Origin of the sequence: Mesorhizobium erdmanii (assembly GCF_013170725.1) — a bacterium.
Taxonomy (GTDB): Bacteria; Pseudomonadota; Alphaproteobacteria; order Rhizobiales; family Rhizobiaceae; genus Mesorhizobium; species Mesorhizobium erdmanii.
The window spans coordinates 3,625,590-3,647,742 of the sequence record NZ_CP033361.1; the positions used below are offsets into that span (position 1 = coordinate 3,625,590).

The window sequence follows — 22,153 nt, forward strand, 5'->3', positions numbered from 1 at the left end:
AAAGGCGGCGGATGTGACGATGGCCACGGCGAGCAGCGCACAGCGCGAACCTTCAATGGAAGAGATACTGGCTTCCATCAGGAGGATTATCGAGGACAGCGACAACGGTCGCAAGCAGCCGGGCGAGGCCGAAGAGCTGCGGCAGGATCTGGAGCCGTCGCCGAGCGAGGCTGCCGCCGCCGATGTCGATGCGTTTCGCGCCGAGTTGCATGCTGTCCCCGAAGTCGGAAAGCCGGTCGCGCTCGCTGACCCCCAGACGCCGTCGCCCGAGCCGGTGATCGCGCGCATGGACGAGCAGTTGCGCGCCGATCCCGTGCCGGTCAAGCCGTCGATGACGCTTGCCGAGGTTAGTGCGAGGGTCGCCGCCGAGCCGGCGCCGGCCGCCAGGATCGACACGCCAATGGTGCCGCAGGCAGGGGCTTCGCAGGCCGTTGCGACGAGCGATAGCATCGTTGCCGATTGGCGGCGCGAGATCGCGGCGGTCGGAGAGCAGGCAAAAGCGATACCGGGCATCCGCAAGCCAGTCGCCCAGCCCGAGGAGCCGACCGGTGAGCCGATGGTGGAGGCCGCGATTGAGCAGCCTTCGTCAAGCGATGCTCCGGGAGGCACTGCGCAGGCACCTGCGGCGGCAAGCGAAGTGCCTTCGGCTCGTCCGGCAATTCTTTCCGAACACACGGGCCGGCAGGTCGCCGCGGCCTTTGGCGAGTTGTCCGATGCCTTTGCCAGCCGCAGCAAGAAGACATTCGACGAGATGGCCGAGGAGATGCTGCGGCCGATGCTGCAGGACTGGCTGGACAACAATCTGCCGACGCTGGTCGAGCGCCTGGTGCGCGAGGAAATCGAGCGCGTCGCGCGCGGCGCGTAGTAAGTCTCTCGACTGATTCCGGATCGAAGCGCCGCCCTCGGGTGGCGCTTTTTTTGGGCTCGGCTTTCGGCCGATGTCGGGAACGCGATCAGATTGCCGTCGGCATCGCTGACGATGAAGGCGCGGGCACCCCGCGGCTCAGGCGCAATGCCGTTGAAATGAACAGGGCCACGCCTATCTGCTTCTCATGAGCCGGGGCGGCGCTTGCGGTTGACTTGGCCAAGACCTTCCGATTTACACCGAACCAGCAAAAATCCCGACAGCGCGGACCATTTTCCCATGCTTGAAAAGACCTACGACGCCAAGACCGTCGAGCCGAAGATTGCCAAAGTGTGGGAGGAGGCCGACGCGTTTCGCGCTGGCGCCGGGGCGGAGGAAGGGGCCGAGGCCTTCACCATCGTCATCCCGCCGCCGAACGTCACCGGCTCGTTGCATATGGGCCATGCCCTCAACAACACGCTGCAGGACATTCTGGTCCGCTTCGAGCGCATGCGCGGCAAGAACGTGCTGTGGCAGCCAGGCATGGATCATGCCGGCATCGCCACGCAGATGGTGGTCGAGCGCCAGCTCATGGAAAAGCAGATCCACCGCCGCGATCTCACGCGCGAACAGTTCATCGAGAAGGTCTGGGAGTGGAAGGCCCAATCCGGTGGCGCCATCTTCAACCAGCTGAAGCGCCTCGGCGCCTCGGCCGACTGGTCGCGCGAACGCTTCACCATGGATGAAGGCCTGTCCAAGGCCGTGCTCGAAGTCTTCGTCACCCTCTACAAGGAAGGCCTGATTTACAAGGACAAGCGCCTTGTGAACTGGGATCCGAAGCTGTTGACCGCGATCTCCGATCTCGAGGTCGAGCAGCAGGAGGTCAATGGCAACCTCTGGCACTTCCGCTATCCGGTCGGGGGCGAGACCTTCGATCCGGAAAATCCAACAACCTTCATCACCGTGGCGACGACGCGGCCGGAAACGATGCTGGGCGACACCGCCGTCGCCGTGCATCCGGACGACGAACGGTACCGGCACCTGGTCGGCAAGAACGTCGTGCTGCCGATCGTCGGCCGCAAGATACCTGTCGTGGCGGATGAGTATTCCGACCCCGAAAAGGGTTCGGGCGCGGTCAAGATCACGCCGGCGCATGATTTCAACGATTTCGAGGTCGGCAAGCGCCACAAGCTGCCGGCGATCAACATCCTGACCGTCGAAGCCGCGATCAAGTTGAAGGACAATGAGGATTTCCTCGCCGGCCTCGACGTGATGCCGGAACGCCAGGCTGTCTGGGACGAGCTCGACGGGCTCGACCGTTTCGTCGCGCGCAAGAAGATCGTCGAGCTGATGGAGGCCGGCGGCTTCCTCGAAAAGATCGAGCCGCATCGCCACGCGGTGCCGCATGGCGATCGCGGCGGCGTGCCGATCGAGCCGTTCCTGACCGAGCAGTGGTATGCCAATGCCGCGGAACTCGCCAAGCCTGCGATCGCCTCGGTGCGCGAAGGCCGCACGAATTTCGTGCCAAAGAACTGGGAAAAGACCTATTTCGACTGGATGGAGAACATCCAGCCCTGGTGCATCTCGCGCCAGCTGTGGTGGGGACATCAGATCCCGGCCTGGTACGGACCGGACGGGCGCGTCTTCGTCGAGAAGACAGAGGAAGAGGCGCTGGACGCGGCGATCGAATATTATCTGGCGCTGGAAGGGCCATGGAAGGCCTGGGTCGAGGACAAGCTGGAAAACTTCAAGCCGGGCGAGATTCTGACCCGTGACGAGGATGTGCTCGACACCTGGTTCTCCTCGGCGCTGTGGCCGTTCTCGACTTTGGGCTGGCCGGACCAGACGCCGGAGCTGAAGACCTATTACCAGACCGACGTGCTGGTGACCGGCTTCGACATCATCTTCTTCTGGGTTGCCCGCATGATGATGATGGGCCTGCATTTCATGGACGAGGAGCCGTTCCACACCGTCTATGTGCATGCGCTGGTGCGCGACAAGAACGGGCAGAAGATGTCGAAGTCGAAAGGCAACGTCATCGACCCGCTCGACCTGATCGACGAGTTTGGCGCCGATGCGCTGCGCTTCACGCTGACGGTGATGGCGGCACAGGGGCGCGACGTGAAGCTCGACCCGGCGCGCATCGCCGGCTACCGCAATTTCGGGACCAAGTTGTGGAACGCGACGCGCTTCGCCGAGATGAACGAAGTCGCCCGCAATGACGATTTCTGGCTGAACGATGCCAAGCTTGCCGTCAACCGCTGGATCCTGACCGAACTGACGCGCGCCACGCGTCAGATCACCGACGGCATCACCTCGTACCGCTTCAACGAGGCGGCCGGTGCTGCCTACCGCTTCGTCTGGAACCTGTTCTGTGACTGGTACCTGGAGCTCCTGAAGCCGGTGTTCATGGGCACGGACGAGGCGGCCAAGGCCGAGAGCCGCGCCTGCGTCGCCTTCGTGCTCGACGAGGTCTACAAGCTTCTGCATCCAATGATGCCGTTCATGACGGAGGAGCTGTGGGCGCAGACGGCGGGCGAGGGCAAGGAGCGCTCCTCGCTGCTTTGCCACGCCGCATGGCCGGCGCCGGACTTCGAGGACGCGGGTGCGGCCGCCGATATCAACTGGCTGGTCGACCTCGTCTCCGGCATCCGTTCGGTGCGCTCGGAGATGAACGTGCCGCCGGGGGCGATCGCGCCATTGGTCGTGGTCGGCGCCAACGATGTCACGCGCGAGCGGCTGGTTCGCGAAGAGTCCGCCATCAAGCGGCTGGCGCGCGTCGGCGACATCTCATTGGCCGACGCGGCGCCCAAGGGCTCGGCGCAGATCGTGCTCAACGAGGCGACGATCTGCCTGCCGCTCGGCAACCTCATCGACATCGCCGCCGAGGCTGCGCGGCTGCAGAAGGAACTGGCCAAGGTCACCGAGGAAATCGCGCGCCTGCACAAGAAGCTGTCGAATGAAAGATTCGTCGCCAGCGCGCCAGCCGAGATCGTCGATGCCGAGCGCGAAAAGCTCGCCGAATACCGCGACGCACAGGATAAGCTTTCGGTGGCGTTGATCAGGGTTCGCGACGCCGGTTGAGAGGTAGATTCGATGGGCTTTAGCGTCGTCTAAAATGGTGATCGTTTTGCCTCGAAAACGGGCATTCCGTTGCGTTAATGTTGACGTAAACGGAAGTTTTAGCCCCATTGTTGCCTTAATGTAACAATGAGGCCGAAAGACCCCTAAAAGTGGCCGTTTTCGATCCATTTGAGGCCGCTTTCCGTGATTTTCTGGCCGGATGAGCGCGCCTCGGACCGTTTTTCGGGTCCATCGTGGCCATCTGCATTTTGTCGAAAATGCGTTTGGCAAGCGTGTACATGTACGCTCCGGGAATTCGTTGTTGCGCCGTTAACCTGAATTGGTTCTAGCTTGATGCACTAGTTATTCGGGGAGGACATCCATGAACAATTTGCGTCTGAAAGCACTGCTGGGGGCGGGGTGCTTTTCGCTGGCTTTGATCGGGACGGCGATGAGTTCGGCGCATGCCGGCGGTCTGGAGCGCGGCGGCTACGACATCGATCTGCTGTTTGATCCGGCGCCAGTTACGGGTGAGGTCACAGGCACCTATGTGATGCCGCAACGCAATCTCAAGAATGTGAAGGACACTGACCCGTCTGACGGGCCCCTCAACCTCATTCCGGGTTTCTCCAATAGTGCTCGCGATACCGAAAGCTATTGGGTGCCGAGCGTCGGTATCAAGGCGGGTATGGGCCCCGTCGACTGCCTCGTCGACTATGGCCAACCGATAGGTGCGTCCAGCAACCCGGGTCGTAACTGGGCCGGCGCGAACAGCAATGTTAACACGCAGGTGAAGAGCGAGGCTGTGGGTGGAACCTGCTCCTACAAGATGGATGTTGGCAAGGGACAGCTTCGTTTCATCGGCGGCGTGTTCCACGAGGATGTTTCTGGCTTCAAAGAACAATTGGTGGCTCCCATTCCCGGCGCGGGCATAGGACGGCTTGACCTTCAGGGCGATGGATGGGGTTGGCGAGCCGGCGTTGCCTATGAGATTCCGGACATCGCCCTGCGCGCCAGCCTGGTCTATAATTCGGCGGTTAAGCTCGACAGTTTGGACGGAACGCTCGATCTGACTCAGGTGCCTTCGGCCCTCAATCCTCTAAATCCGTTTTTGGGCAAGGTGACGAACGTTAGTGGTTCGTCGGAGGTTCCAGATTCTTTGGAGCTCAAGCTTCAGTCAGGCATAGCTCCCGGCTGGCTGGCATTCGGATCCATAAAGTGGATGAATTGGAGCGAGTTGCAGAGCATTCCCTTTTGCCCCAGCGGCACGCCTTCCTGCACCACAACAAGCCCACTGCGGCTTACTTCGCTTGATTTGCTCTATCGCGATGGCTGGACGGTTTCGGGCGGTATCGGCCATAAATTCAACGATCAGTGGAGCGGTGCGGCGATTATCACCTGGGATCGTGGAACGTCGACCGGCCTGAGCGCTCAGACCGATACTTGGACCCTCAGCGGTGGCGTGGCCTATACGCCAACTCAGAACATTGAACTCCGTGTCGGTGGAGCGATCGGCGTGCTTACCAGCGGATCGATACATACGGCCGTGAGCTCGGCGGATGGCCTAACCTACGATAATGGCTATACCGCCGACTTCGGCAATGACCTTGTCACGGCACTTTCGACTTCATTCAAGGTCAAATGGTAACTGGCTGAAATTAAAAGAGAAAGGCCGGGCATCGCCCGGCCTTTTTCGTTTGCGCCGGCATCGCCGATGCTCCCGTCATTCAAGCTGCGTTGCATATAAGCTGCAGTGCGGCCGCCTCGTGCGATTGTGACGTTTCGGCAACACTTTCTGAACAACCCCTGCGCTAGAAGTCAGGCCGAGGAAATTGCCCATTTCCCGCCATAAACCCGGCGCACCTCGAAAAGGTCTCGGGACACGCGCCAAAAGGCTCGGCGAGGGGACAAGGCCGCACCGCCCGCGGCAAGGAAGAGAATGGACGCCAAGGTCATCTCAAAGGCTAAGCTCCCTAGCCGCTATGTGACTGTCGGTCCGGCGCGTGCGCCGCACCGGTCCTATCTCTATGCCATGGGGCTTTCCGCCGCCGAGATCGCGCAGCCGCTGGTCGGCGTCGCTTCCTGCTGGAACGAGGCCGCCCCCTGCAACATCTCGCTGATGCGCCAGGCGCAGGTGGTCAAGAAGGGCGTGGCCGCCGCCAACGGCACGCCGCGCGAATTCTGCACCATCACCGTCACCGACGGCATCGCCATGGGCCACCAGGGCATGAAGTCGTCGCTGGTGTCGCGCGAAGTCATTGCCGATTCGGTCGAACTCACCATGCGCGGCCATTGCTACGATGCGCTGGTCGGTCTCGCCGGCTGCGACAAGTCGCTGCCCGGCATGATGATGGCCATGGTGCGCCTCAACGTGCCGTCGATCTTCATCTATGGCGGCTCCATCCTGCCAGGCAGCTATCGCGGCCGCCAGATCACCGTGCAGGATGTGTTCGAAGCGGTCGGCCAGCATTCGGTGGGCACGATCGGCGATGCCGAACTGCTGGAAATCGAGCAGGCGGCGTGCCCGTCGGCCGGGTCCTGCGGCGCCCAGTTCACCGCCAACACCATGGCCACCGTCGCCGAGGCGATTGGTCTGGCGCTGCCCTATTCCTGCGGTGCGCCGGCGCCTTACGAAATGCGCGACCGGTTCAATTTCGCCTCCGGCGAAAAGATCATGGAGCTGATCGCCAAAAACATCCGGCCCCGTGACATCGTCACGCTGAAGGCGCTGGAGAACGCGGCGACCGTGGTCTCGGCCACCGGCGGCTCGACCAATGCGGCGCTGCATCTGCCGGCGATCGCCCATGAGGCCGGGATAAAGTTCGATCTCTTCGACGTGGCGAAAATCTTCGAGAAGACGCCTTACATCGCCGACCTCAAGCCGGGCGGCAAATATGTCGCCAAGGACATGTTCGAGGCCGGCGGTATTCCGTTGCTGATGAAGACACTGCTCGACCATGGTTACCTGCATGGCGACTGCTTGACGGTGACTGGCCGTACTTTGGCCGAAAACATGCAGCACGTTGCCTGGAATGAGCATCAAGACGTGGTCCGCCCGGCCAACAAACCAATTACCCAAACCGGCGGTGTCGTGGGGTTGAAGGGAAACCTCGCCCCTGAAGGCGCGATCGTGAAGGTCGCGGGCATGGCGGAGTTGAAATTCTCCGGCCCGGCGCGCTGCTTCGATTCGGAAGAGGAATGTTTCGAGGCGGTGACGCATCGCAACTACAGGGAAGGCGAGGTTCTCGTCATTCGCTACGAAGGGCCGCGCGGCGGTCCTGGCATGCGCGAGATGCTGTCGACGACGGCGGCACTCTACGGCCAGGGCATGGGCGGCAAGGTGGCGCTGATCACCGACGGCCGCTTCTCGGGCGCGACGCGCGGCTTCTGCATTGGCCATGTCGGGCCGGAAGCAGCCGTGGGCGGGCCGATCGGTCTTATCCGGGATGGTGACGTGATTTCGATCGATGCGGTGAACGGTACGATCGAAGTGGCGCTTTCCGACAGTGAACTGGCGGCGCGGGCCAAGACCTGGAAGGCGCGCACGACCGACTACCAGTCGGGCGCGATCTGGAAATACGCACAGACGGTCGGGTCAGCCCGCGACGGCGCGGTCACCCATCCGGGCGGTGCGAACGAAACACACTGTTATGCGGATATCTGAGTTGTTGAAGTCAACACCAGAGTTGTTGAGGTCATCTGTGCTTTCGGCGCTGGTCGCGTTTGCGATCTTTGGCGCCGTGGGCCAGGCCATGGCCTTCGACGACAAGGTGTTCGACGACAAGACCGGCGTGAAGCCGCAGTCCAGCCCCTGGGCAGTGTTCCAGTTCGGGTTCTCCGCCTACAAGAACGGCCACAAGGAACAGGCCGCCGAGGCCTATAAATACGCCGCCGAAAACGGCCAGATCGGCGCCACCTGGAAGCTTGCCCGCATGTATGCAGAAGGCGACGGCGTGGCGCGCGACGACTATGAGGCGTTCAAGTTCTTCTCCGAGATCGTCGACCAGGATGTCGAGCCCGGCTCGCCCGAGGAAAGCTACGTCTCGGATGCGCTGGTGGCGCTCGGCGATTATCTGCGCAAGGGCATTCCTGGCAGTCCGGTCACCGAGAACGAGGTGGCGGCTCAGGAATATTACATGCGCGCCGCCGCCAACTACCGCAACCCGAACGCCCAGTTCGAGATGGGACAGATGTTCCTGAAGGGCGAGGGCGGCGTGAAGGCCAGCGTCAAGCAGGCCGGGCGCTGGTTCCAACTCGCCGCCGAGAAGGGTCATGCCGGAGCGCAGGCGACGCTTGGTCATCTCTTGTTCCAGAGCGGAAAGATCGTTCGCGGCCTGGCAATGATGACGGCGGCGCTCGAACGCGCGTCGCCGACCGATCAGCCCTGGATTCGCGGCATGCAGGAAGAGGCCTTCGCCGCCGCCGGCGAAGCCGACCGACGCACGGCGATTTCGCTGGCCGACGACATCCTGACCAAGGGCACCGCCAACGCCGACCAATAGCGGCTGACCGCGTCTTGGCTCGAGGTAGCGACCTTTCGCGCCCTCCGTTCACGTTGGCGAACATCTTTCCCTGAGATCACAAATGATTGGAACGCGTGAGGCTCGATCACGTTATGTGACATCGAGTTCTCAATGGTGTCCTCATGGTCATGTTCAGCGATCCGCAACTTCGAGAGGTGGCAGAAGGAAATGGCATGACGACCGATCAGAAGGTGCTGTTTCTGGTGCAGTCCGGACACCTGAGTCCTACTGTCCTTCCCGGTAAGCTGTCGAGCGCCGTTGCGGCACGCCCGCACCCTATTCTCCTGATCCTTGCTTCGGTTCTTTCGTCGGTAACGTGGCGATTGCGTTCGATGCGACAAAGGCCGGCTTTTAAAGCGCGTCGCGCTGAAGCCGATTCAGGCGACGCGCTTTAAAGTGCATGTCATTGTCCCAGAACCGCTGCACACTTCTGGGCGACATGCATCAGGTCGCGAACGGTAACGATTGCCGCGCTCCCTGCGGCGATCAGAGCCTGAGGATTGGCTGTATCAACCGGCCCAAAAAGCTTTGAAGCCTGATGCTTCCTTGAAGCGCGACTATGCAGACGCAGGGCACGTCACTGCAAATGCGTGGCTTGTGGTCGACGGTCTCGTCCGCCTCGTCGAAGTCGCCAGGACCGTAACGGCCGAATTGGTGTTCAAAAGCGCCCTCCAGCACACACGTCCATTCGTCACCGGTATGCTTGTGGTGCGGAAGCGTGATTCCGGGTGCGGCCTTCAGCATGAAGACCTTGATATCGGAATCGCCGGCGACGGAGACGGCGCGTTGCTGCAGACCGGGCCACACCCGGCGCCATGGACCGAGCTTATGACGGTCGAGCGGCTGCTCGGATGCAATCTCCGCGCCCTGGGCGCTCGTACCGATCGATCCCAGCGCCGCCTGGAGCGCGCCGGGCCTCATCGACACTGGCGATGCCTGTTCAAGGAGCGCTCCACCGATCGCTTCATATTGATCGACCGCGTGGCCACAGGCGGCGCACAAGGATCGATGGATCGAGACGACCAGGCTACGCGCTTCATCAAGCGTGCCGGAGGCGTAGGCGGCCAGAGTCTCGTCGCTCGGATGGTGGGTAATGGCGTTCGTCATCTCAGCTCACCAAGCTTCCCTCTCAATCGATGCAGAGCCAGCCTCATCCGCGACTTTACTGTGCCGAGCGGAATTCCAAGCAGTTTGGCGATCTCGGCATGCGCCAAGCCGTCGAAAAACGACAATCGGACAACGCGCAATTGGTCGCTGGGCAGCGTTGCGATCGAGGTCCTGACCAGGTCTTCGCGCTCGGCCGCGAGAAGCTGCCCTTCTGGTTCGTCCGGATCTGCCTCTTCCTGAACGGCTTCGTCTTCCAACCATCTGGCGGCTCGAAGGTCACGACGGCCGAGATCGATGCCTACATTGCGCGCGATGGCATAGACCCAGCTCGATGCCGTAGCGCGTCCGGGGTCGAACTGGCTGGCATTTCGCCAGAGCCTGAGCAGGGCTTCCTGCGCGAGGTCTTCCGCATGGTCGGGGCTTGCGCCGCGTCGGATCATCATGGATTTCACGCGTGGCGCGTAGTGCTCGAATAGGCTCACGAAAGCATCCCGATCCTGGGTTGCCGCAACGCGAGTGATTAACCAGGCTGGATCGAATTCAACCATCGCCTTGCAGTATACGCTCAAACTTGCTCCGGCTGACCAGGCAGCTCTTTGGGGTCGTTGGTCTGGTTACGAACTGGGCGCGGGTTCGGATCACATTCCCCAGGCAAAATGATTTTTGTTCGTTTGATCGGCAGTGATCCAATTCGGGTCTTGGGCCGTATCCAGAACAAATCAATCGCTTCGCAAGCGACCAGCAGTCAGGAGCCCGCCTGAGATGCCTAAGATCTCGCTGATAATCGGCAGCGCGCCCGACGCGGTCAGGGCCAGGGACTGGGATCGCTCGGCATTCACCGAGGTCGTCGCCATAAACAACGCCTGGGCCGTGCGGCCCGATTGGGACTATCTGATCCACCCAGACGATTTTCCCGAGGGACGGTTGCCGGATAGCCAGAGCCCGCGGTTTGCATCGATCATAACATCCGCCGAGTTCGTGCCCGCGCAGAACCTGTTCGGTGGATTCGTCTACGCCGGCGGGACAATGGCATTTACCGCGGGCTACTGGGCGCTGAAGGCGCTGAAGCCCGACATCATAGCCTTTTTAGGCTGCGATATGGTGTATCCCGCGAACGCGCCTACGCACTTCTATGGCGTTGGCACAGCAGATCCGCTGAGAAACGACGTAACGCTGAGGGATCTGAAGGCGAAGTCGGCAAGGCTGTTCGCCCAAGCCCTGCGTCACGGAACGCTGTGCCTCAACCTGTCTGAGCTTCCGGAAACCCGTCTTGCCTTGCCGCGCGTGGCGCTGCCTTTAATCGAGCGGCTTACCTCCGCCCGTATCAATGCCATCACGGCGAAGTTCAGATCGGCGATCGACAATACGTCGATGGAGAACGCCATCAGGCTGGAAAGTGAGCTTGGCTATTTTGTCCAGAGTGGGCGGTATTGGGAAAGTATCTCGGACTTCGATCGAGTCTCTCTCTCTAAAATCGATGACCTCTGGAGATCTTCTGTAAGGAATATTCCAAACTCGGTATTTCCAAGCGATTTTCGCGACGCGCGCGGATCCAAGGTTGTTTCACCTCCGGTCGAGCTCGAGCGATTCCCGTGATGAATCGTGATGACATATCAAGGCTGATCCTGCGGACGAGCATGCAAGACCGCGCCGCGTTCGATCTTCTCTATCGGCATACGAGCGGGAAACTATTCGGAATTTGCCTGGGGATACTTGGTCATCGGTGCGAAGCGGAGGAGGCGTTGCAGGAGGTTTACGTCAAGATCTGGTCCAAAGCAGACCGCTTCGTGATTTCGGAACTCAGTCCCATTTCATGGCTTGCGGCAATCGCTCGCAATCATGCGATAGATCGGGTCAGGTCGCGCCGGCCAGCTACCGCCGACCTCGCTGCCGCGGACGATGTCGCCGATCCGACCCCTTTGGCCGAAGCTTTGCTAATCGCAGCCGACGATACGAAGCGCGTGCATCGATGCATCGATGCACTGGGAAGGGAAAAGGCGGAAGCCGTGCGAGGCGCTTACATCGAGGGCCTCTCTTACGCGCAATTGGCCGCGCGTCATGACGTGCCGATAAACACGATGCGGACCTGGCTTCGTCGCGGGCTGGTAAATATCAGAGCCAATTTTGGCGAATAGAATGCGGCACGGTTGCGCAAGCGGTTGCGGCTGAATTGTGAAATTGGCGCTGGCCGATAATCAATAAACCCGCGGTCGAACTTTGCTGGGGAACGCTATGTCTGGTTGAGTGTTTGTCTCCACGCGTGATTTCTCCGGGAGTAGCAAATGACTGACATGCCTACGCTCGCCGCGACGCTTCGAGCCACCAGCGAAATGCTGAAAACCGTTCGAAACATGGTTGTGCAATCCGGTCACCTTCATGAGATGCTGGACATAGACACGTTGGTCAACGTCGCCCAGATCGAGGCTGAACGGCGGGCGGTGATCATGGAAGTCACCAGCAGCCGACGCTAGATCAGCCCGCGAGACGATAGGGTTCCGTGAGGCGCGCCTCCGCCGCAATTCTGAGGGCCGTTTCGCCTGCCATGCCGGACTGGAACAAGCGCACCAAATCCGCGGCTAGGTCGAGAGCGGCTTCGGAATCCGGCAAAATCCGGTAGCGGTCACACACAGCGTCAAATATCGCGCAAAGACGGTCGATATCCTCGGGATACAGAATTTGGCTGCTGTCTTGTCCAAACATCTCTGCGCTCCGGCAAGGGCGAGAGTGCGATGGTCGCTCCCAAGCAGCGGAGCCCATTTAACTGGCCGCTGACTGACGCACCTTGTACCGAACCGAGGTCTGCGTCTTTAACATAAGACATAACGATGAAAATAGTCGGCGGCGAGGTCGATAGCCTTGATGAGAAAATCAGTTCTCGGTGGGTTCTGTCGGCACCATGCTCGGCGCGGGTGTCGAAATCGGCGTCACATGCAGATGCGGAGCCATGGTGTTGGCGGGGCAGGTATCGCCGATTTTCGTCCAGGATGTGTTATTGAGCACCATATCGCAACGGGCGAGGTGGCTTTGGCCGGCAACAGTAAGGCAAGCGACCTGGCCGACCTGGTACGACTTTCCATTGGCCAGGCATTCCTGATCGGCAAGTGCCGTCGCGGGAGCGGCCATGGCCAGTGCCAGACCGATCGGACAAAGTAGACTTCGCGTGGTCATGGAATCCCCGGCGCCATGATGAATTTTCCATCATGCGCCGGAATGTGGCGATAGAAGGTCCGCGAGAAGCGGCTGTCAGGCCGGCAGCAAGGCGAGATCGATCGCCACCGGCACGTGATCGGAGGGCTTTTCCCAGGCACGCACATGCTTTTCGATCGAGGCCGACGAGAACCGGTTGGCGGCTTCCGGCGACAACAGCAGATGGTCGATGCGAATGCCGTTGTTCTTCTGCCAGGCGCCGGCCTGATAGTCCCAGAAGGTGTAGGTGTCGGGTGCATCGGTGACCGCGCGCACCGCCTCGGTGAAACCGAGGTTGAGCAGCCGCCGGAAGGCCTGCCGTGTCTGCGGCTGGAACAGCGCGTCGCCCAGCCAGTTCTCCGGAAAGCGCGCGTCGATCGGCTCGGGAATGACGTTGTAGTCGCCCGCCAGCACCAGCGCTTCCTCCAGCCTCAACCGCTCTTCGGCCCAGCGCTCCAGCCGCGCCATCCAGGACAGTTTGTAGGGAAATTTCTTATCGTCATCGATTGGATTGCCATTCGGCAGATAGAGCGAGGCGACGCGCAACGCGCCCTTGTCGGTCGAGAACACGCCTTCGATGAAGCGAGCCTGCTCGTCGGTGTCGTCACCCGGCAAGCCGCGATTGACTTCGTCAAAGCGCAGCTTTGACAGCAGCGCCACGCCATTGAAGCCCTTTTGGCCATGGGTTTCGACGTTGTAGCCCAGCGCCTCGATCTCAGCGCGCGGGAACTGCTCGTCGACCGTCTTGATCTCCTGCAGGCAGACGATGTCGGGCGCGCTCTCGGTCAGCCAATGGGTGAGGTTGCCGATGCGAGCGCGAACGCCATTGATGTTCCAGGTGACGATTTTCATGGCAACCTCAGGGGTGTTCCGGCGGAAGGCGTTCGACAAGGCCGATCGTATTGCCTGCCGGGTCCTTTAGAAAGGCCATCCATTCGCTTTCCCCAGGCGCGCCGAAGGTGCCTTCGGCGTCGCGATGGACAAGTGCCGGCGGCGCGGTGAAGGGAACGCCCGCGGCTTTCGCCTCGGCGTGGAAAGTTTCCAGGCCCCTAATGTCGAGATAGGCCGTCCCGGCCGGAACGCCGTCAGTAAACAGCAGGCGCACGTCGCCCGCCATGATGAAGGCGATGCCGGGGGGATCGTAGCGGGCGTGAACGCCCATGCCGAGCACGTCGTGCCAGAAGGCGAGCGTCGAATCAAGATCGCGTCCGGCCGACAGGGCGACCTGACGGACCGCACCTATGGCAGGCATGCCGCTAGATGGAGAAACTGGTGCCACAGCCGCAGGAGGCGACCGCATTCGGATTGCGTATCTGGAAGGACTGGCCCATCAGATCGTCTACGAAGTCGATCACCGAGCCGCCCATATAGACCAGCGACAAATCGTCGATCAGAACGGTGGCGCCGTCCTTCTCGATGGCGACGTCATCGTCGTTGCGGGTGTCGACCAGATCGAACTTGTAGGAAAAGCCGGAGCAGCCGCCGCCTTCGACGGAAACGCGCAGTGCCGTCTTGCCGGCCTCGCCAGAGACGATCTTGGCGATCCGCCTGGCCGCAGCCTCGGTCATGTCGACTTTCATGGCAGTCTTGGCATCAGCGCCCATGGGCGTCACCTTGCTTTCGGTTTCACATGATAGGTATGAAGCGCGAGCGGCCAAGTCAACTAGACCAGTCAACCTGCGGCATCGACCATGACCAACGAGTTGGGCGACATCGGATTCGGCTATCGGCCACGTGCGGCCTATGCCACCGATCCGGCGCGCTCGCGCGGCCGGCTGTTCGACGAGGTCGAAAGCCCGACCCGTACGCCGTTCCAGCGCGACCGTGACCGCATCATCCATTCGACCGCGTTTCGGCGGCTCAAGCACAAGACCCAGGTCTTCATCGCCCATGAGGGCGACCATTATCGCACAAGGCTGACCCATTCGATCGAGGTGGCGCAGATCGCACGTGCGCTAGCGCGGGCGCTGCGCGGCGACGAGGATCTCGCCGAGGCGGTGGCGCTGGTGCATGATTTCGGCCACACGCCGTTCGGCCATACCGGCGAGGACGCGCTGAACGACAAGATGGCTGCCTGGGGCGGCTTTGACCACAATGCGCAGTCGTTGCGTATCGTGACACGGCTGGAGGCGCGCTACGCCGAATTCGACGGGTTGAACCTGACCTGGGAAACGCTGGAGGGCCTGGTCAAGCACAATGGCCCGCTGACGGACAGCAGTGGCAAGGGCCTGAACGGGCCGGTGCCGCAGGCGATCCGTGATTATTCGCAGTTGCAGGACCTCGAACTCGACCGGTTCGCCGGCATCGAGGCGCAGTGCGCGGCGATCGCCGACGACATCGCCTACAACACCCATGACATCGACGACGGCCTGCGGGCAGGGCTGCTGACGCTGGATATGCTGGAAACCGTCTCGCTGCCGGGCAAGATCCTGGCAGGCGTGCGCCAGCGCTATCCCACGCTCGATGACGTGCGCACCGGGCACGAACTGATGCGGCGGCAGATCACCGCCATGGTCGAGGATGTCATCGTTTCCGCGACCGCCAATCTGGAGCGTGTCGGGCCGCGGAGCGCAGATGCGGTCAGGGCGGCGGGCGAGACGATGGTGACCTTTTCCACCGCGATGGCCGCGGCGGAGAAGGAATTGAAGGCCTTCCTCTACAAGCATCTCTACCGGCACAAGGAGGTGATGCGGGTGCGCGCTGGTGCCGAGCAGATCGTCAGGGACCTGTTCGACGCCTATTTCGCCGACCCGCGCGCCATGCCGGACGGCTGGCGCGAGGGCCTGGACCGGGCCGAAGATCGCATCAAGGCGCGCAGCGTGGCCGATTTCCTGGCAGGGATGACCGACACCTACGCACTCAAGGAACACAGGCGTTTGTTTGACCGCACTCCGGATTTGAGCTAGGGCGGGCGCGATTTTGCCGGCCAGCGAGCCGGATTCGCCATAAAGCCGCCAGAGCAATACCCATGAACATCTTCGCCGATTTCACCGCGCGAGTCACAAAGGCTGTCGAAGCGCTTGACCTGAAAGACAAGGACGGCGTTTCGCCCGACCTGTCGCGCATTGCCGTCGAACCGCCGCGCGATGCCAGCCATGGCGACCTCGCGACCAATGCGGCGATGGTGCTGGCCAAGCCCACCGGCCAGAATCCGCGCGCGCTGGCCGAAAGGCTGGCGCTGGCACTGCAGGCAGACGAGGATGTCGCCGCCGCCGAAGTCGCCGGCCCGGGCTTCGTCAATCTGCGGCTCAAGGACGGCTTCTGGCAGGCTCATCTAACGGCGCTTCTGGGCGAGGGCCGCGATTACGGCCGCTCGAAGGTCGGTGCCGGCCGGAAAACCAATGTCGAATATGTCTCGGCCAACCCGACGGGTCCGATGCATGTCGGCCATTGCCGGGGCGCGGTTGTCGGCGACGCGCTCGCCAATCTGATGGCGTTCGCCGGTTACGACGTGACCAAGGAATATGTCATCAACGATGCCGGCGGGCAGATCGACGTGCTCGGCCGCTCTGTCATCCTCCGCTATCGGGAGGCGCTTGGCGACGAGATCGGTGATATTCCGGCCGGCCTTTATCCCGGCGATTACCTGGTTCCTCTCGGCCAGGCGCTGGCGAAGGAGTTCGGGCGCAGTCTGCTCCAGATGCCGGACGATGAGGCGCTAGCCATCGTCAAGGACCGCGCAATCGATGCGATGATGGCGATGATCCGCGAGGATCTGGCGCTGCTCAACGTGCATCACGACGTGTTCTTCTCCGAACGCACGCTGCATGCCGACAATGCCAGAAAGATCCGCTCGGCGATCAACGACCTGACGCTGAAGGGCCATATCTACAAGGGCAAGCTGCCGCCGCCCAAGGGCGAGAAGCCGGACGACTGGGAAGACCGCGAGCAGACGCTGTTTCGCTCGACCGCGGTCGGCGACGACATGGACCGGGCGCTGGTCAAGTCGGACGGCGCGTTCACCTATTTCGCCGCCGACGTGGCGTATCTGAAGGACAAGGTCGATCGCGGCTTCGTCGACCTGATCTATGTGCTCGGCGCCGACCATGGCGGCTACGTCAAGCGGCTGGAAGCCCTGGCGCGGGCGATTGCCGGCGACGAGGTGAAGCTCACCGTTCTGCTTTGCAATCTGGTCAAGCTGTTTCGCGATGGCGAGCCTATCCGCATGTCAAAGCGGTCCGGCGATTTTGTCACGCTTCGGGAAGTGGTGGAGGAGGTCGGCCGCGACGCCATCCGCTTCATGATGCTTTACCGCAAGAGTGATGCACCGCTCGACTTCGACTTCGCCAAGGTGACCGAACAGTCCAAGGACAATCCGGTGTTTTATGTCCAGTACGCCTCGGCGCGCTGCCATTCGGTGTTCCGGCAGGCAAGCGAGCAACTGGGTGAGGCGAATTTCGACCGCAAGAGCCTGGCCGCCGCCGCGGCTTCGCTAACCGACGAGGGCGAGATCGGCCTGATCCGCAAACTCGCGGAATATCCGCGCCTGATCGAATCCGCCGCTCTTGCGCTGGAGCCGCATAGGCTGGCATTTTATCTCTATGATCTGGCTTCCAGTTTCCACGGGCACTGGAACCGGGGCACGGATAATCCGGACTTACGTTTTGTTAAGGTTAACGACCGACAATTGACGCATGCCAGACTAGGGCTGGTGCAGGCTGTTTCGGACGTTCTGACGTCCGGCCTGACGCTGATCGGGGCCGCCGCGCCCACCGAAATGCGTTAGGTTTGACTAAAAAACCTGTCACCTTTTGCCCACATTGCGCTGGTAAGGGCCAACCCTGCGCGACGTCCATGGCGTCCGAATGAGTGCGAGTTCGGGAACAATAATGGCAGACAGAACCCAGCTGAGAGTAGCCGACAACAACGACATCGCTGACGATGATCCGTTCGCGGAACTGACCAGGATCATGGGATTCGACCCGCGCCAGCCGGTCAAGCAGCAGGCCCAGCCACAGGCGGCCGCCGCCAGTCAGCCCGCGCAAGAGGGCGATTTCGACATCGACCTGGAAAAGGAACTGATGGGCGAGTTCGACGCTGACGACAGCGTCGCCGCTCCGGTTGTCGAGGTTCATCAGCCGGCATTCGAAACGGCGGCGACCCATGCGGCCGACGATGATCTTGCGCTGTCGCTCGACGACGATTTCCATCTGGACTTCACGGGTGTCGATGATCAGGCGCTGGTCGCCAGCCATGCGGACCCCGTTGTGGCGGAAGCCGCGCCAGCCGTCGAACCCGCCTTCGACGCCGATTTCGACAACGCCGTCGCCAGTTCGCTCGAAGACGTTTCGCCGTTCGAAGACGATCTGCCGATGGAGGACGAGCTTGCCGCGTCCCTCGATCGGGATTTCCACATCGAGGACCATGCCGTCGAGGTCGAGGCCGTCGAGCCCCAGCATGCCGTTGCCGAAGTGCCGGTGGCTGTCGAGCCGGCCCCCGAGCACGAATTCGATGATGCGGTTGCGCTTTCGCTCGAAGACGAGCTGATGCTTGACGACCATTCGGCGGACCAGCGCCATGCGGCTGCAACCGCGGTCGACTATCCCGAGCCCGCATTGGCCGCCTCGAATGAAGCGCAGGCGATTTCCGACGAGGATTTCGCGGGTGACTTCGACCACTCCATGGCCGATGTCGATGTGGACTTTGACGCTCAGGCGGACGAGCCGGTGGCGTTTGATCAGCCGGACGCGCACGAGGTGCCCACCCATGCCGTGGAGGCGAATGACGGGACTTCGGATTTCGAGGCCGTCCCGGATGATGCTTTCGACCTGAACTTCGATGATGCGTTCGTCGAGCCCGCCGAGGAGCCGGTTGCCGAGGTGTCGGCTGCCGCGGTTCAGCAAATGGCGCCAGCGGAGCCGGTGTCGGCCCCCGTGGCGGACGAACGGAGCCTCGAAGACGAGTTGAACGCGCTTCTGGGCGCGATGACCGCGCGCACGCTGCCGTCGGTCAAGGAGCCTGTCGTAACCCCACCTGTCGTGGCACAGCCTGTCGTCACCCAGCCCTTCGTGGCTCAGCCGGCTGCTGCTCCTGTTCAGCAGCAGTACGCCGCGCCTGCGAGGGTTGCCGAGGAACCCGCCGGTCCGGTCGGCAATCTCGACTGGGATCTCGACGAACAAGCGGCCGAGGATGCGCATCCCTCCAGCGCTGCTCACGCCGCTGATGGCGATCTCGACAACATGCTGCTCGATGAGCTCCAGGGTCAGGATTTCGGCGCTGATGCCGCTGATCATGTCGATTTTGACAACGATGCGTTCGATGCCGCCTTGGCAAGGAATCTTGAACCGCGCGACGGGGCTGCTTCCCGGCACGATCAGGCCGATTCCCTCGATTGGCTGGCCGAACGCTCCGCGCCGACGGAGCCGAGCCGCTCGTGGAGCCGCGTGACGCCGGTTCCGCAGCAGCCGGCATTCGCCGCGCAGCCCTCCGCCTCGATCGCGGCCAGGACTGCCGCGCCGGAAATGGCCCCGGCCGTAGCCGTGGTGCCTTCCTACCGCGCGCCCGAGCCGGTTGCGGCTGCTCCCTATGCAGCCCCCGTATCTGCGCCCCAGCCGCGACAGTCGCGCTATGAAGAAATGCCCGATGTCGAGACGGTCGATGTGCCGGAGCGTGTGGTGGCACTGGCGGACGATCTCGACATTCCGGAACTGCATTTCGAGGAAGATGAGCCGGCCACGCCTGGTTACGACGATCTCGATGCCGAGTTCGCCAGCCTGCTGACGGAAATGAATTCGGTGGAGGTGGCGCCGGCTGCCGCCGCTCCGGCGAGTAGCGCTTCCTATACCGATGAATCCTACAGCGCCGGATTCAAACCGGGCCATCAGGCGCCGGCGTATGAGGAGCCCACGCACGGTTATGACGGGGTCAAACCGGCCTATCAGCCGGAAGCGCGGACCTATGTGGCGCGTCCGGCGGAAATGCCGCCACGCGCCGCTACGAACACGGGCTATGCAGACGCCGCCGGCTTCGATCTCGACAATTTGCCCGGCAGCCAGCCGGTCTCGCAGGCCGACGATTTCACCGTCGACGAACTCGACTATGATCCCGAACTGGACGAGGCGATGTCCGTTCCGGGTCTCGACGAGCGGGAAGCGGGCAGGCCGTCGGGCCGACGCGGCCTGTTCATCGCTGCCATTGTTGGTGCCGTGGCGATCGCGGGTGGCCTGGGTGCCTTTGCCCTGTCGTTTGGTGGCAAGGGCGGCAGCGAAGCTCCTGTCATCGTCAAGGCCGACAATTCGCCGATCAAGGTCAAGCCGGAAAATCCAGGCGGCACCGTGGTGCCGAACCAGGACAACAAGGTCTATGACGCGGTGGTCAAGGGCGCGAAGCCTGCCGAGCCCGTGCAGCAGAAGCTTGTCACCAACACCGAGGTTCCGGTGGATGTGCAGGCCAAGGATCCGGCCCGTGCCGCCGATCTTTCCGCTGACCAGGGCGCTGCCGTCGGCGGAGCCGACAACAATGCCACGCCAACCGCAAGTGCCGCGCCGGCTGACAATGCCGCGCCGGTCGCCAATGTCGCGCCGGCGCCCAAGTCCGAGGATCGCATCGCGCAGGTGCTGCAGGATGCCGACAAGGGCACCAACACAGATGTCGTCGCCGTTGCACCGCGCAAGGTGAGGACGATGGTGGTCAAATCGGACGGCTCGCTGGTGCCGCGCGAGGATGTGGCACCGGCCGCGCCGCAGGTGGCCGCCGTTGAACCTGCCGATCCGGCGCCGCAGCATGTAGCGCCGTCGGCCCAGGCCGATGCCGATCAGACCGGCACCGTGGCGCCCGCCGCAGCCCAGTCGGGCGACGAGCCGGCCCTCAAGCCGGCAGCCAAACCGACCAAGGCCGAGGCCAAGGCGCAATCGGCCAACACGCCGGCCAAGGTCGCGATCGCGCCGCAGCGTCCGTCGGACCAGCCCGTCGATGTCGTCGGCGAGGTCAAGCCTGATCAGGTCGCGTCCATCGATCCGGCAACGACGGCGACCGGTGGTGGTTCGTGGTCGATGCAGGTTGCGTCGCAGCCAACGGTGGAAAGCGCCCAGTCGACCTACCAGGATCTGCAGCGCCGCTACGGCAATGTGCTTGCCGGCCGCACCGCCAACATCGTCAAGGCCGAGATCGCCGGCAAGGGCACGTTCTACCGCGTCCGCGTTACGGCCCAGTCGCGCAACGATGCCATCAACCTGTGCACCAGCTACAAGGCCGCCGGCGGCAACTGCTTCGTCTCGCGCTAGGCAACGTTCAACCATTCAAAGCCGGCGCGGCCCAGGGTCGCGCCGGCTTTTTCATGTGCCCGAGATGGCTTGTGCAAGCATTTCCGGCGTTGGACAGCATGTAATCCAAGACGATTCCCTTTGGCCGCGTGAAGCCCTAGAGTCCTGATATGACCGAATCAAAATCCATGATCCTCGGCTGTGCCGGGAAATCGCTCACCCGCGAAGAAATCAATTTCTATCGCAATGAATGCCCGTGGGCCTTCATTCTGTTTGCCCGCAACATTGGCGAGACCGAGCAGATCCGCGATCTGGTCGCCGAGATGCGCGACTGCATCGGGCGCCCGGACGCGCTGGTGTTCATCGATCAGGAAGGCGGCAGGGTGCAACGCCTGCGGCCGCCGCTGGCGCCGAACTATCCGGCCGGCGGCGCGCTTGGCGCGCTGTGGCGTGACGATCATGACGCTGGCACCCGTGCCGCCTGGCTGATGGCGCGCCTGCATGCCTTCGACCTGCTGCGCTACGGCATCACGGCGGATTGCCTGCCGGTGCTCGACGTGCCGATCGAGGGCGCCAGCGACGTCATTGGCGCGCGTGCCTATGGCAAGGAACCGCGCGCGGTCATCGAACTCGGCTGCGCCGCCGCCGAAGGCCTGATGTCGGGCGGCGTGCTGCCGGTGATGAAGCATATTCCGGGCCATGGCCGGGCCTTTGCCGACACGCATTTCGAGTTGCCGACGGTTGATGCCTCGCTCAGCGATCTGCAGCGGCATGACTTTGCCCCGTTCCGCGAGCTCAACCACCTGCCGATGGCAATGACCGCGCATGTGGTCTATAGCGCCATCGACCCGAAGAACCCGGCGACGACATCCGGCAAGGTGATCGACGAGATTATCCGGCGCGACATTGGCTTTGACGGCCTGCTGATGAGCGACGACACCTCGATGAAGGCACTTTCTGGGGATTTCCCGACAAAGGCGGCATCGATCCTTGCGGCGGGCTGCGATCTGGTCCTTCACTGCAACGGCGTTTTCGAGGAGATGGCGGGCATTGCGTCGCGTACCACGGGACTTGAAGGCAAATCGCTGGAGCGCGCAAAGCGGGCAATGACCTATATTAGGAAAAGCGACACGGTTGAAGAAACCGAGATACGCGCGGAATTTGCCACTTATTTCGATGCGGTGGCCTAACGACAGGGAAGTGACAGGGCTGTGGCGGAAACATTGGAG

General features: G+C 62.3%; 20 protein-coding genes. 13 read left to right on the forward strand and 7 right to left on the reverse strand.

Annotated features, from left to right (window positions below):
* The first annotated feature begins 19 nt into the window (after positions 1-19).
* The 6 genes from EB233_RS17550 to EB233_RS17575 all read left to right on the forward strand — a co-directional run bounded on the left by EB233_RS17550 (position 20) and on the right by EB233_RS17575 (position 8,825).
* Positions 20-865 carry a PopZ family protein gene (locus EB233_RS17550; RefSeq protein WP_064988824.1) on the forward strand — a complete coding sequence of 282 codons (846 nt, stop codon included), beginning with the start codon at positions 20-22 and terminating at the stop codon, positions 863-865.
* 279 nt (positions 866-1,144) lie between these two features.
* A complete protein-coding gene (locus EB233_RS17555) occupies positions 1,145-3,928 on the forward strand; it encodes a valine--tRNA ligase (RefSeq protein ID WP_064988423.1) in 2,784 nt (927 codons plus the stop codon).
* Positions 3,929-4,289: 361 nt separating this feature from the next.
* Complete coding sequence (locus EB233_RS17560; protein WP_064988424.1) at positions 4,290-5,555, forward strand: OmpP1/FadL family transporter; 1,266 nt, start codon at positions 4,290-4,292, stop codon at positions 5,553-5,555.
* Positions 5,556-5,846: 291 nt separating this feature from the next.
* On the forward strand, positions 5,847-7,571 hold the full coding sequence (ilvD, locus tag EB233_RS17565) for a dihydroxy-acid dehydratase (RefSeq protein WP_064988425.1): 1,725 nt from the start codon (positions 5,847-5,849) through the stop codon (positions 7,569-7,571).
* Positions 7,558-8,409: a tetratricopeptide repeat protein gene (locus tag EB233_RS17570; RefSeq protein WP_064988426.1), complete on the forward strand. Its 852-nt coding sequence runs from the start codon at positions 7,558-7,560 to the stop codon at positions 8,407-8,409. Before ilvD ends, EB233_RS17570 begins: the two co-directional genes overlap by 14 nt.
* 143 nt (positions 8,410-8,552) lie before the next feature.
* Positions 8,553-8,825: a hypothetical protein gene (locus tag EB233_RS17575; RefSeq protein ID WP_155765296.1), complete on the forward strand. Its 273-nt coding sequence runs from the start codon at positions 8,553-8,555 to the stop codon at positions 8,823-8,825.
* A 91-nt stretch (positions 8,826-8,916) separates the two neighbouring features.
* Here the strand turns inward: EB233_RS17575 and EB233_RS17580 are convergent, their stop codons facing one another.
* A complete protein-coding gene (locus EB233_RS17580) occupies positions 8,917-9,537 on the reverse strand; it encodes a ChrR family anti-sigma-E factor (RefSeq protein WP_064988427.1) in 621 nt (206 codons plus the stop codon).
* Positions 9,534-10,085: a sigma-70 family RNA polymerase sigma factor gene (locus EB233_RS17585; RefSeq protein ID WP_064988428.1), complete on the reverse strand. Its 552-nt coding sequence runs from the start codon at positions 10,083-10,085 to the stop codon at positions 9,534-9,536. The genes EB233_RS17580 and EB233_RS17585 overlap by 4 nt, the downstream gene beginning before the upstream one ends.
* A gap of 214 nt (positions 10,086-10,299) precedes the next feature.
* Here EB233_RS17585 and EB233_RS17590 point away from each other — a divergent pair, with 214 nt between their 5' ends.
* From EB233_RS17590 to EB233_RS17600, 3 genes are all read left to right on the forward strand, one after another.
* A complete protein-coding gene (locus EB233_RS17590) occupies positions 10,300-11,133 on the forward strand; it encodes a hypothetical protein (protein WP_064988429.1) in 834 nt (277 codons plus the stop codon).
* Positions 11,133-11,672, forward strand: a complete 540-nt coding sequence (locus tag EB233_RS17595) for a sigma-70 family RNA polymerase sigma factor (protein ID WP_064988430.1) — start codon at positions 11,133-11,135, stop codon at positions 11,670-11,672. The genes EB233_RS17590 and EB233_RS17595 overlap by 1 nt, the downstream gene beginning before the upstream one ends.
* A gap of 147 nt (positions 11,673-11,819) precedes the next feature.
* Positions 11,820-12,008 (forward strand): hypothetical protein, encoded by a 189-nt coding sequence (locus EB233_RS17600; RefSeq protein WP_064988431.1) that lies wholly within the window; start codon positions 11,820-11,822, stop codon positions 12,006-12,008.
* A gap of 1 nt (position 12,009) precedes the next feature.
* Here EB233_RS17600 and EB233_RS17605 read toward each other — a convergent pair whose 3' ends face one another.
* The 5 genes from EB233_RS17605 to erpA form a co-directional block, all read right to left on the reverse strand.
* Entirely contained in the window at positions 12,010-12,237 is a 228-nt protein-coding gene (locus EB233_RS17605) for a hypothetical protein (protein ID WP_064988432.1), read from the reverse strand.
* A gap of 168 nt (positions 12,238-12,405) precedes the next feature.
* On the reverse strand, positions 12,406-12,705 hold the full coding sequence (locus EB233_RS17610; RefSeq protein ID WP_027052153.1) for a hypothetical protein: 300 nt from the start codon (positions 12,703-12,705) through the stop codon (positions 12,406-12,408).
* 75 nt (positions 12,706-12,780) lie between these two features.
* Complete coding sequence (gene xth / locus EB233_RS17615; protein WP_027052152.1) at positions 12,781-13,575, reverse strand: exodeoxyribonuclease III; 795 nt, start codon at positions 13,573-13,575, stop codon at positions 12,781-12,783.
* Between the two features lie 7 nt (positions 13,576-13,582).
* Positions 13,583-13,975, reverse strand: coding sequence for a VOC family protein (locus EB233_RS17620; RefSeq protein WP_064988433.1), 393 nt, complete (start codon positions 13,973-13,975; stop codon positions 13,583-13,585).
* Positions 13,976-13,979: 4 nt separating this feature from the next.
* On the reverse strand, positions 13,980-14,327 hold the full coding sequence (erpA, locus tag EB233_RS17625) for an iron-sulfur cluster insertion protein ErpA (protein WP_027024881.1): 348 nt from the start codon (positions 14,325-14,327) through the stop codon (positions 13,980-13,982).
* 87 nt (positions 14,328-14,414) lie between these two features.
* On the opposite strand from erpA, the gene EB233_RS17630 reads away from it, so the two are divergent.
* The 4 genes from EB233_RS17630 (at position 14,415) to nagZ (ending at position 22,114) form a co-directional block, all read left to right on the forward strand.
* Entirely contained in the window at positions 14,415-15,629 is a 1,215-nt protein-coding gene (locus EB233_RS17630; protein WP_064988434.1) for a deoxyguanosinetriphosphate triphosphohydrolase, read from the forward strand.
* Between the two features lie 62 nt (positions 15,630-15,691).
* Positions 15,692-17,449, forward strand: coding sequence for an arginine--tRNA ligase (gene argS, locus EB233_RS17635; RefSeq protein ID WP_064988435.1), 1,758 nt, complete (start codon positions 15,692-15,694; stop codon positions 17,447-17,449).
* 103 nt (positions 17,450-17,552) lie between these two features.
* Positions 17,553-20,945 (forward strand): SPOR domain-containing protein, encoded by a 3,393-nt coding sequence (locus EB233_RS17640; RefSeq protein ID WP_064988436.1) that lies wholly within the window; start codon positions 17,553-17,555, stop codon positions 20,943-20,945.
* A 149-nt stretch (positions 20,946-21,094) separates the two neighbouring features.
* Positions 21,095-22,114: a beta-N-acetylhexosaminidase gene (gene nagZ / locus EB233_RS17645; RefSeq protein ID WP_064988437.1), complete on the forward strand. Its 1,020-nt coding sequence runs from the start codon at positions 21,095-21,097 to the stop codon at positions 22,112-22,114.
* Positions 22,115-22,153 lie beyond the last annotated feature (39 nt).

Bases quoted from the DNA above. Each gene is read 5' to 3' on its own strand.
- EB233_RS17610 (WP_027052153.1), bottom strand. From the start codon at position 12,705: ATGACCACGCGAAGTCTACTTTGTCCGATCGGTCTGGCACTGGCCATG.
- EB233_RS17590 (WP_064988429.1), top strand. From the start codon at position 10,300: ATGCCTAAGATCTCGCTGATAATCGGCAGCGCGCCCGACGCGGTCAGG.
- EB233_RS17595 (WP_064988430.1), top strand. From the start codon at position 11,133: ATGAATCGTGATGACATATCAAGGCTGATCCTGCGGACGAGCATGCAA.
- EB233_RS17555 (WP_064988423.1), top strand. From the start codon at position 1,145: ATGCTTGAAAAGACCTACGACGCCAAGACCGTCGAGCCGAAGATTGCC.
- EB233_RS17550 (WP_064988824.1), top strand. From the start codon at position 20: ATGGCCACGGCGAGCAGCGCACAGCGCGAACCTTCAATGGAAGAGATA.
- ilvD (WP_064988425.1), top strand. From the start codon at position 5,847: ATGGACGCCAAGGTCATCTCAAAGGCTAAGCTCCCTAGCCGCTATGTG.
- erpA (WP_027024881.1), bottom strand. From the start codon at position 14,327: ATGGGCGCTGATGCCAAGACTGCCATGAAAGTCGACATGACCGAGGCT.
- EB233_RS17630 (WP_064988434.1), top strand. From the start codon at position 14,415: ATGACCAACGAGTTGGGCGACATCGGATTCGGCTATCGGCCACGTGCG.
- EB233_RS17620 (WP_064988433.1), bottom strand. From the start codon at position 13,975: ATGCCTGCCATAGGTGCGGTCCGTCAGGTCGCCCTGTCGGCCGGACGC.
- EB233_RS17640 (WP_064988436.1), top strand. From the start codon at position 17,553: ATGGCAGACAGAACCCAGCTGAGAGTAGCCGACAACAACGACATCGCT.
- xth (WP_027052152.1), bottom strand. From the start codon at position 13,575: ATGAAAATCGTCACCTGGAACATCAATGGCGTTCGCGCTCGCATCGGC.
- EB233_RS17575 (WP_155765296.1), top strand. From the start codon at position 8,553: ATGGTCATGTTCAGCGATCCGCAACTTCGAGAGGTGGCAGAAGGAAAT.
- EB233_RS17600 (WP_064988431.1), top strand. From the start codon at position 11,820: ATGACTGACATGCCTACGCTCGCCGCGACGCTTCGAGCCACCAGCGAA.
- nagZ (WP_064988437.1), top strand. From the start codon at position 21,095: ATGACCGAATCAAAATCCATGATCCTCGGCTGTGCCGGGAAATCGCTC.
- EB233_RS17560 (WP_064988424.1), top strand. From the start codon at position 4,290: ATGAACAATTTGCGTCTGAAAGCACTGCTGGGGGCGGGGTGCTTTTCG.
- EB233_RS17585 (WP_064988428.1), bottom strand. From the start codon at position 10,085: ATGGTTGAATTCGATCCAGCCTGGTTAATCACTCGCGTTGCGGCAACC.
- EB233_RS17580 (WP_064988427.1), bottom strand. From the start codon at position 9,537: ATGACGAACGCCATTACCCACCATCCGAGCGACGAGACTCTGGCCGCC.
- argS (WP_064988435.1), top strand. From the start codon at position 15,692: ATGAACATCTTCGCCGATTTCACCGCGCGAGTCACAAAGGCTGTCGAA.
- EB233_RS17570 (WP_064988426.1), top strand. From the start codon at position 7,558: ATGCGGATATCTGAGTTGTTGAAGTCAACACCAGAGTTGTTGAGGTCA.
- EB233_RS17605 (WP_064988432.1), bottom strand. From the start codon at position 12,237: ATGTTTGGACAAGACAGCAGCCAAATTCTGTATCCCGAGGATATCGAC.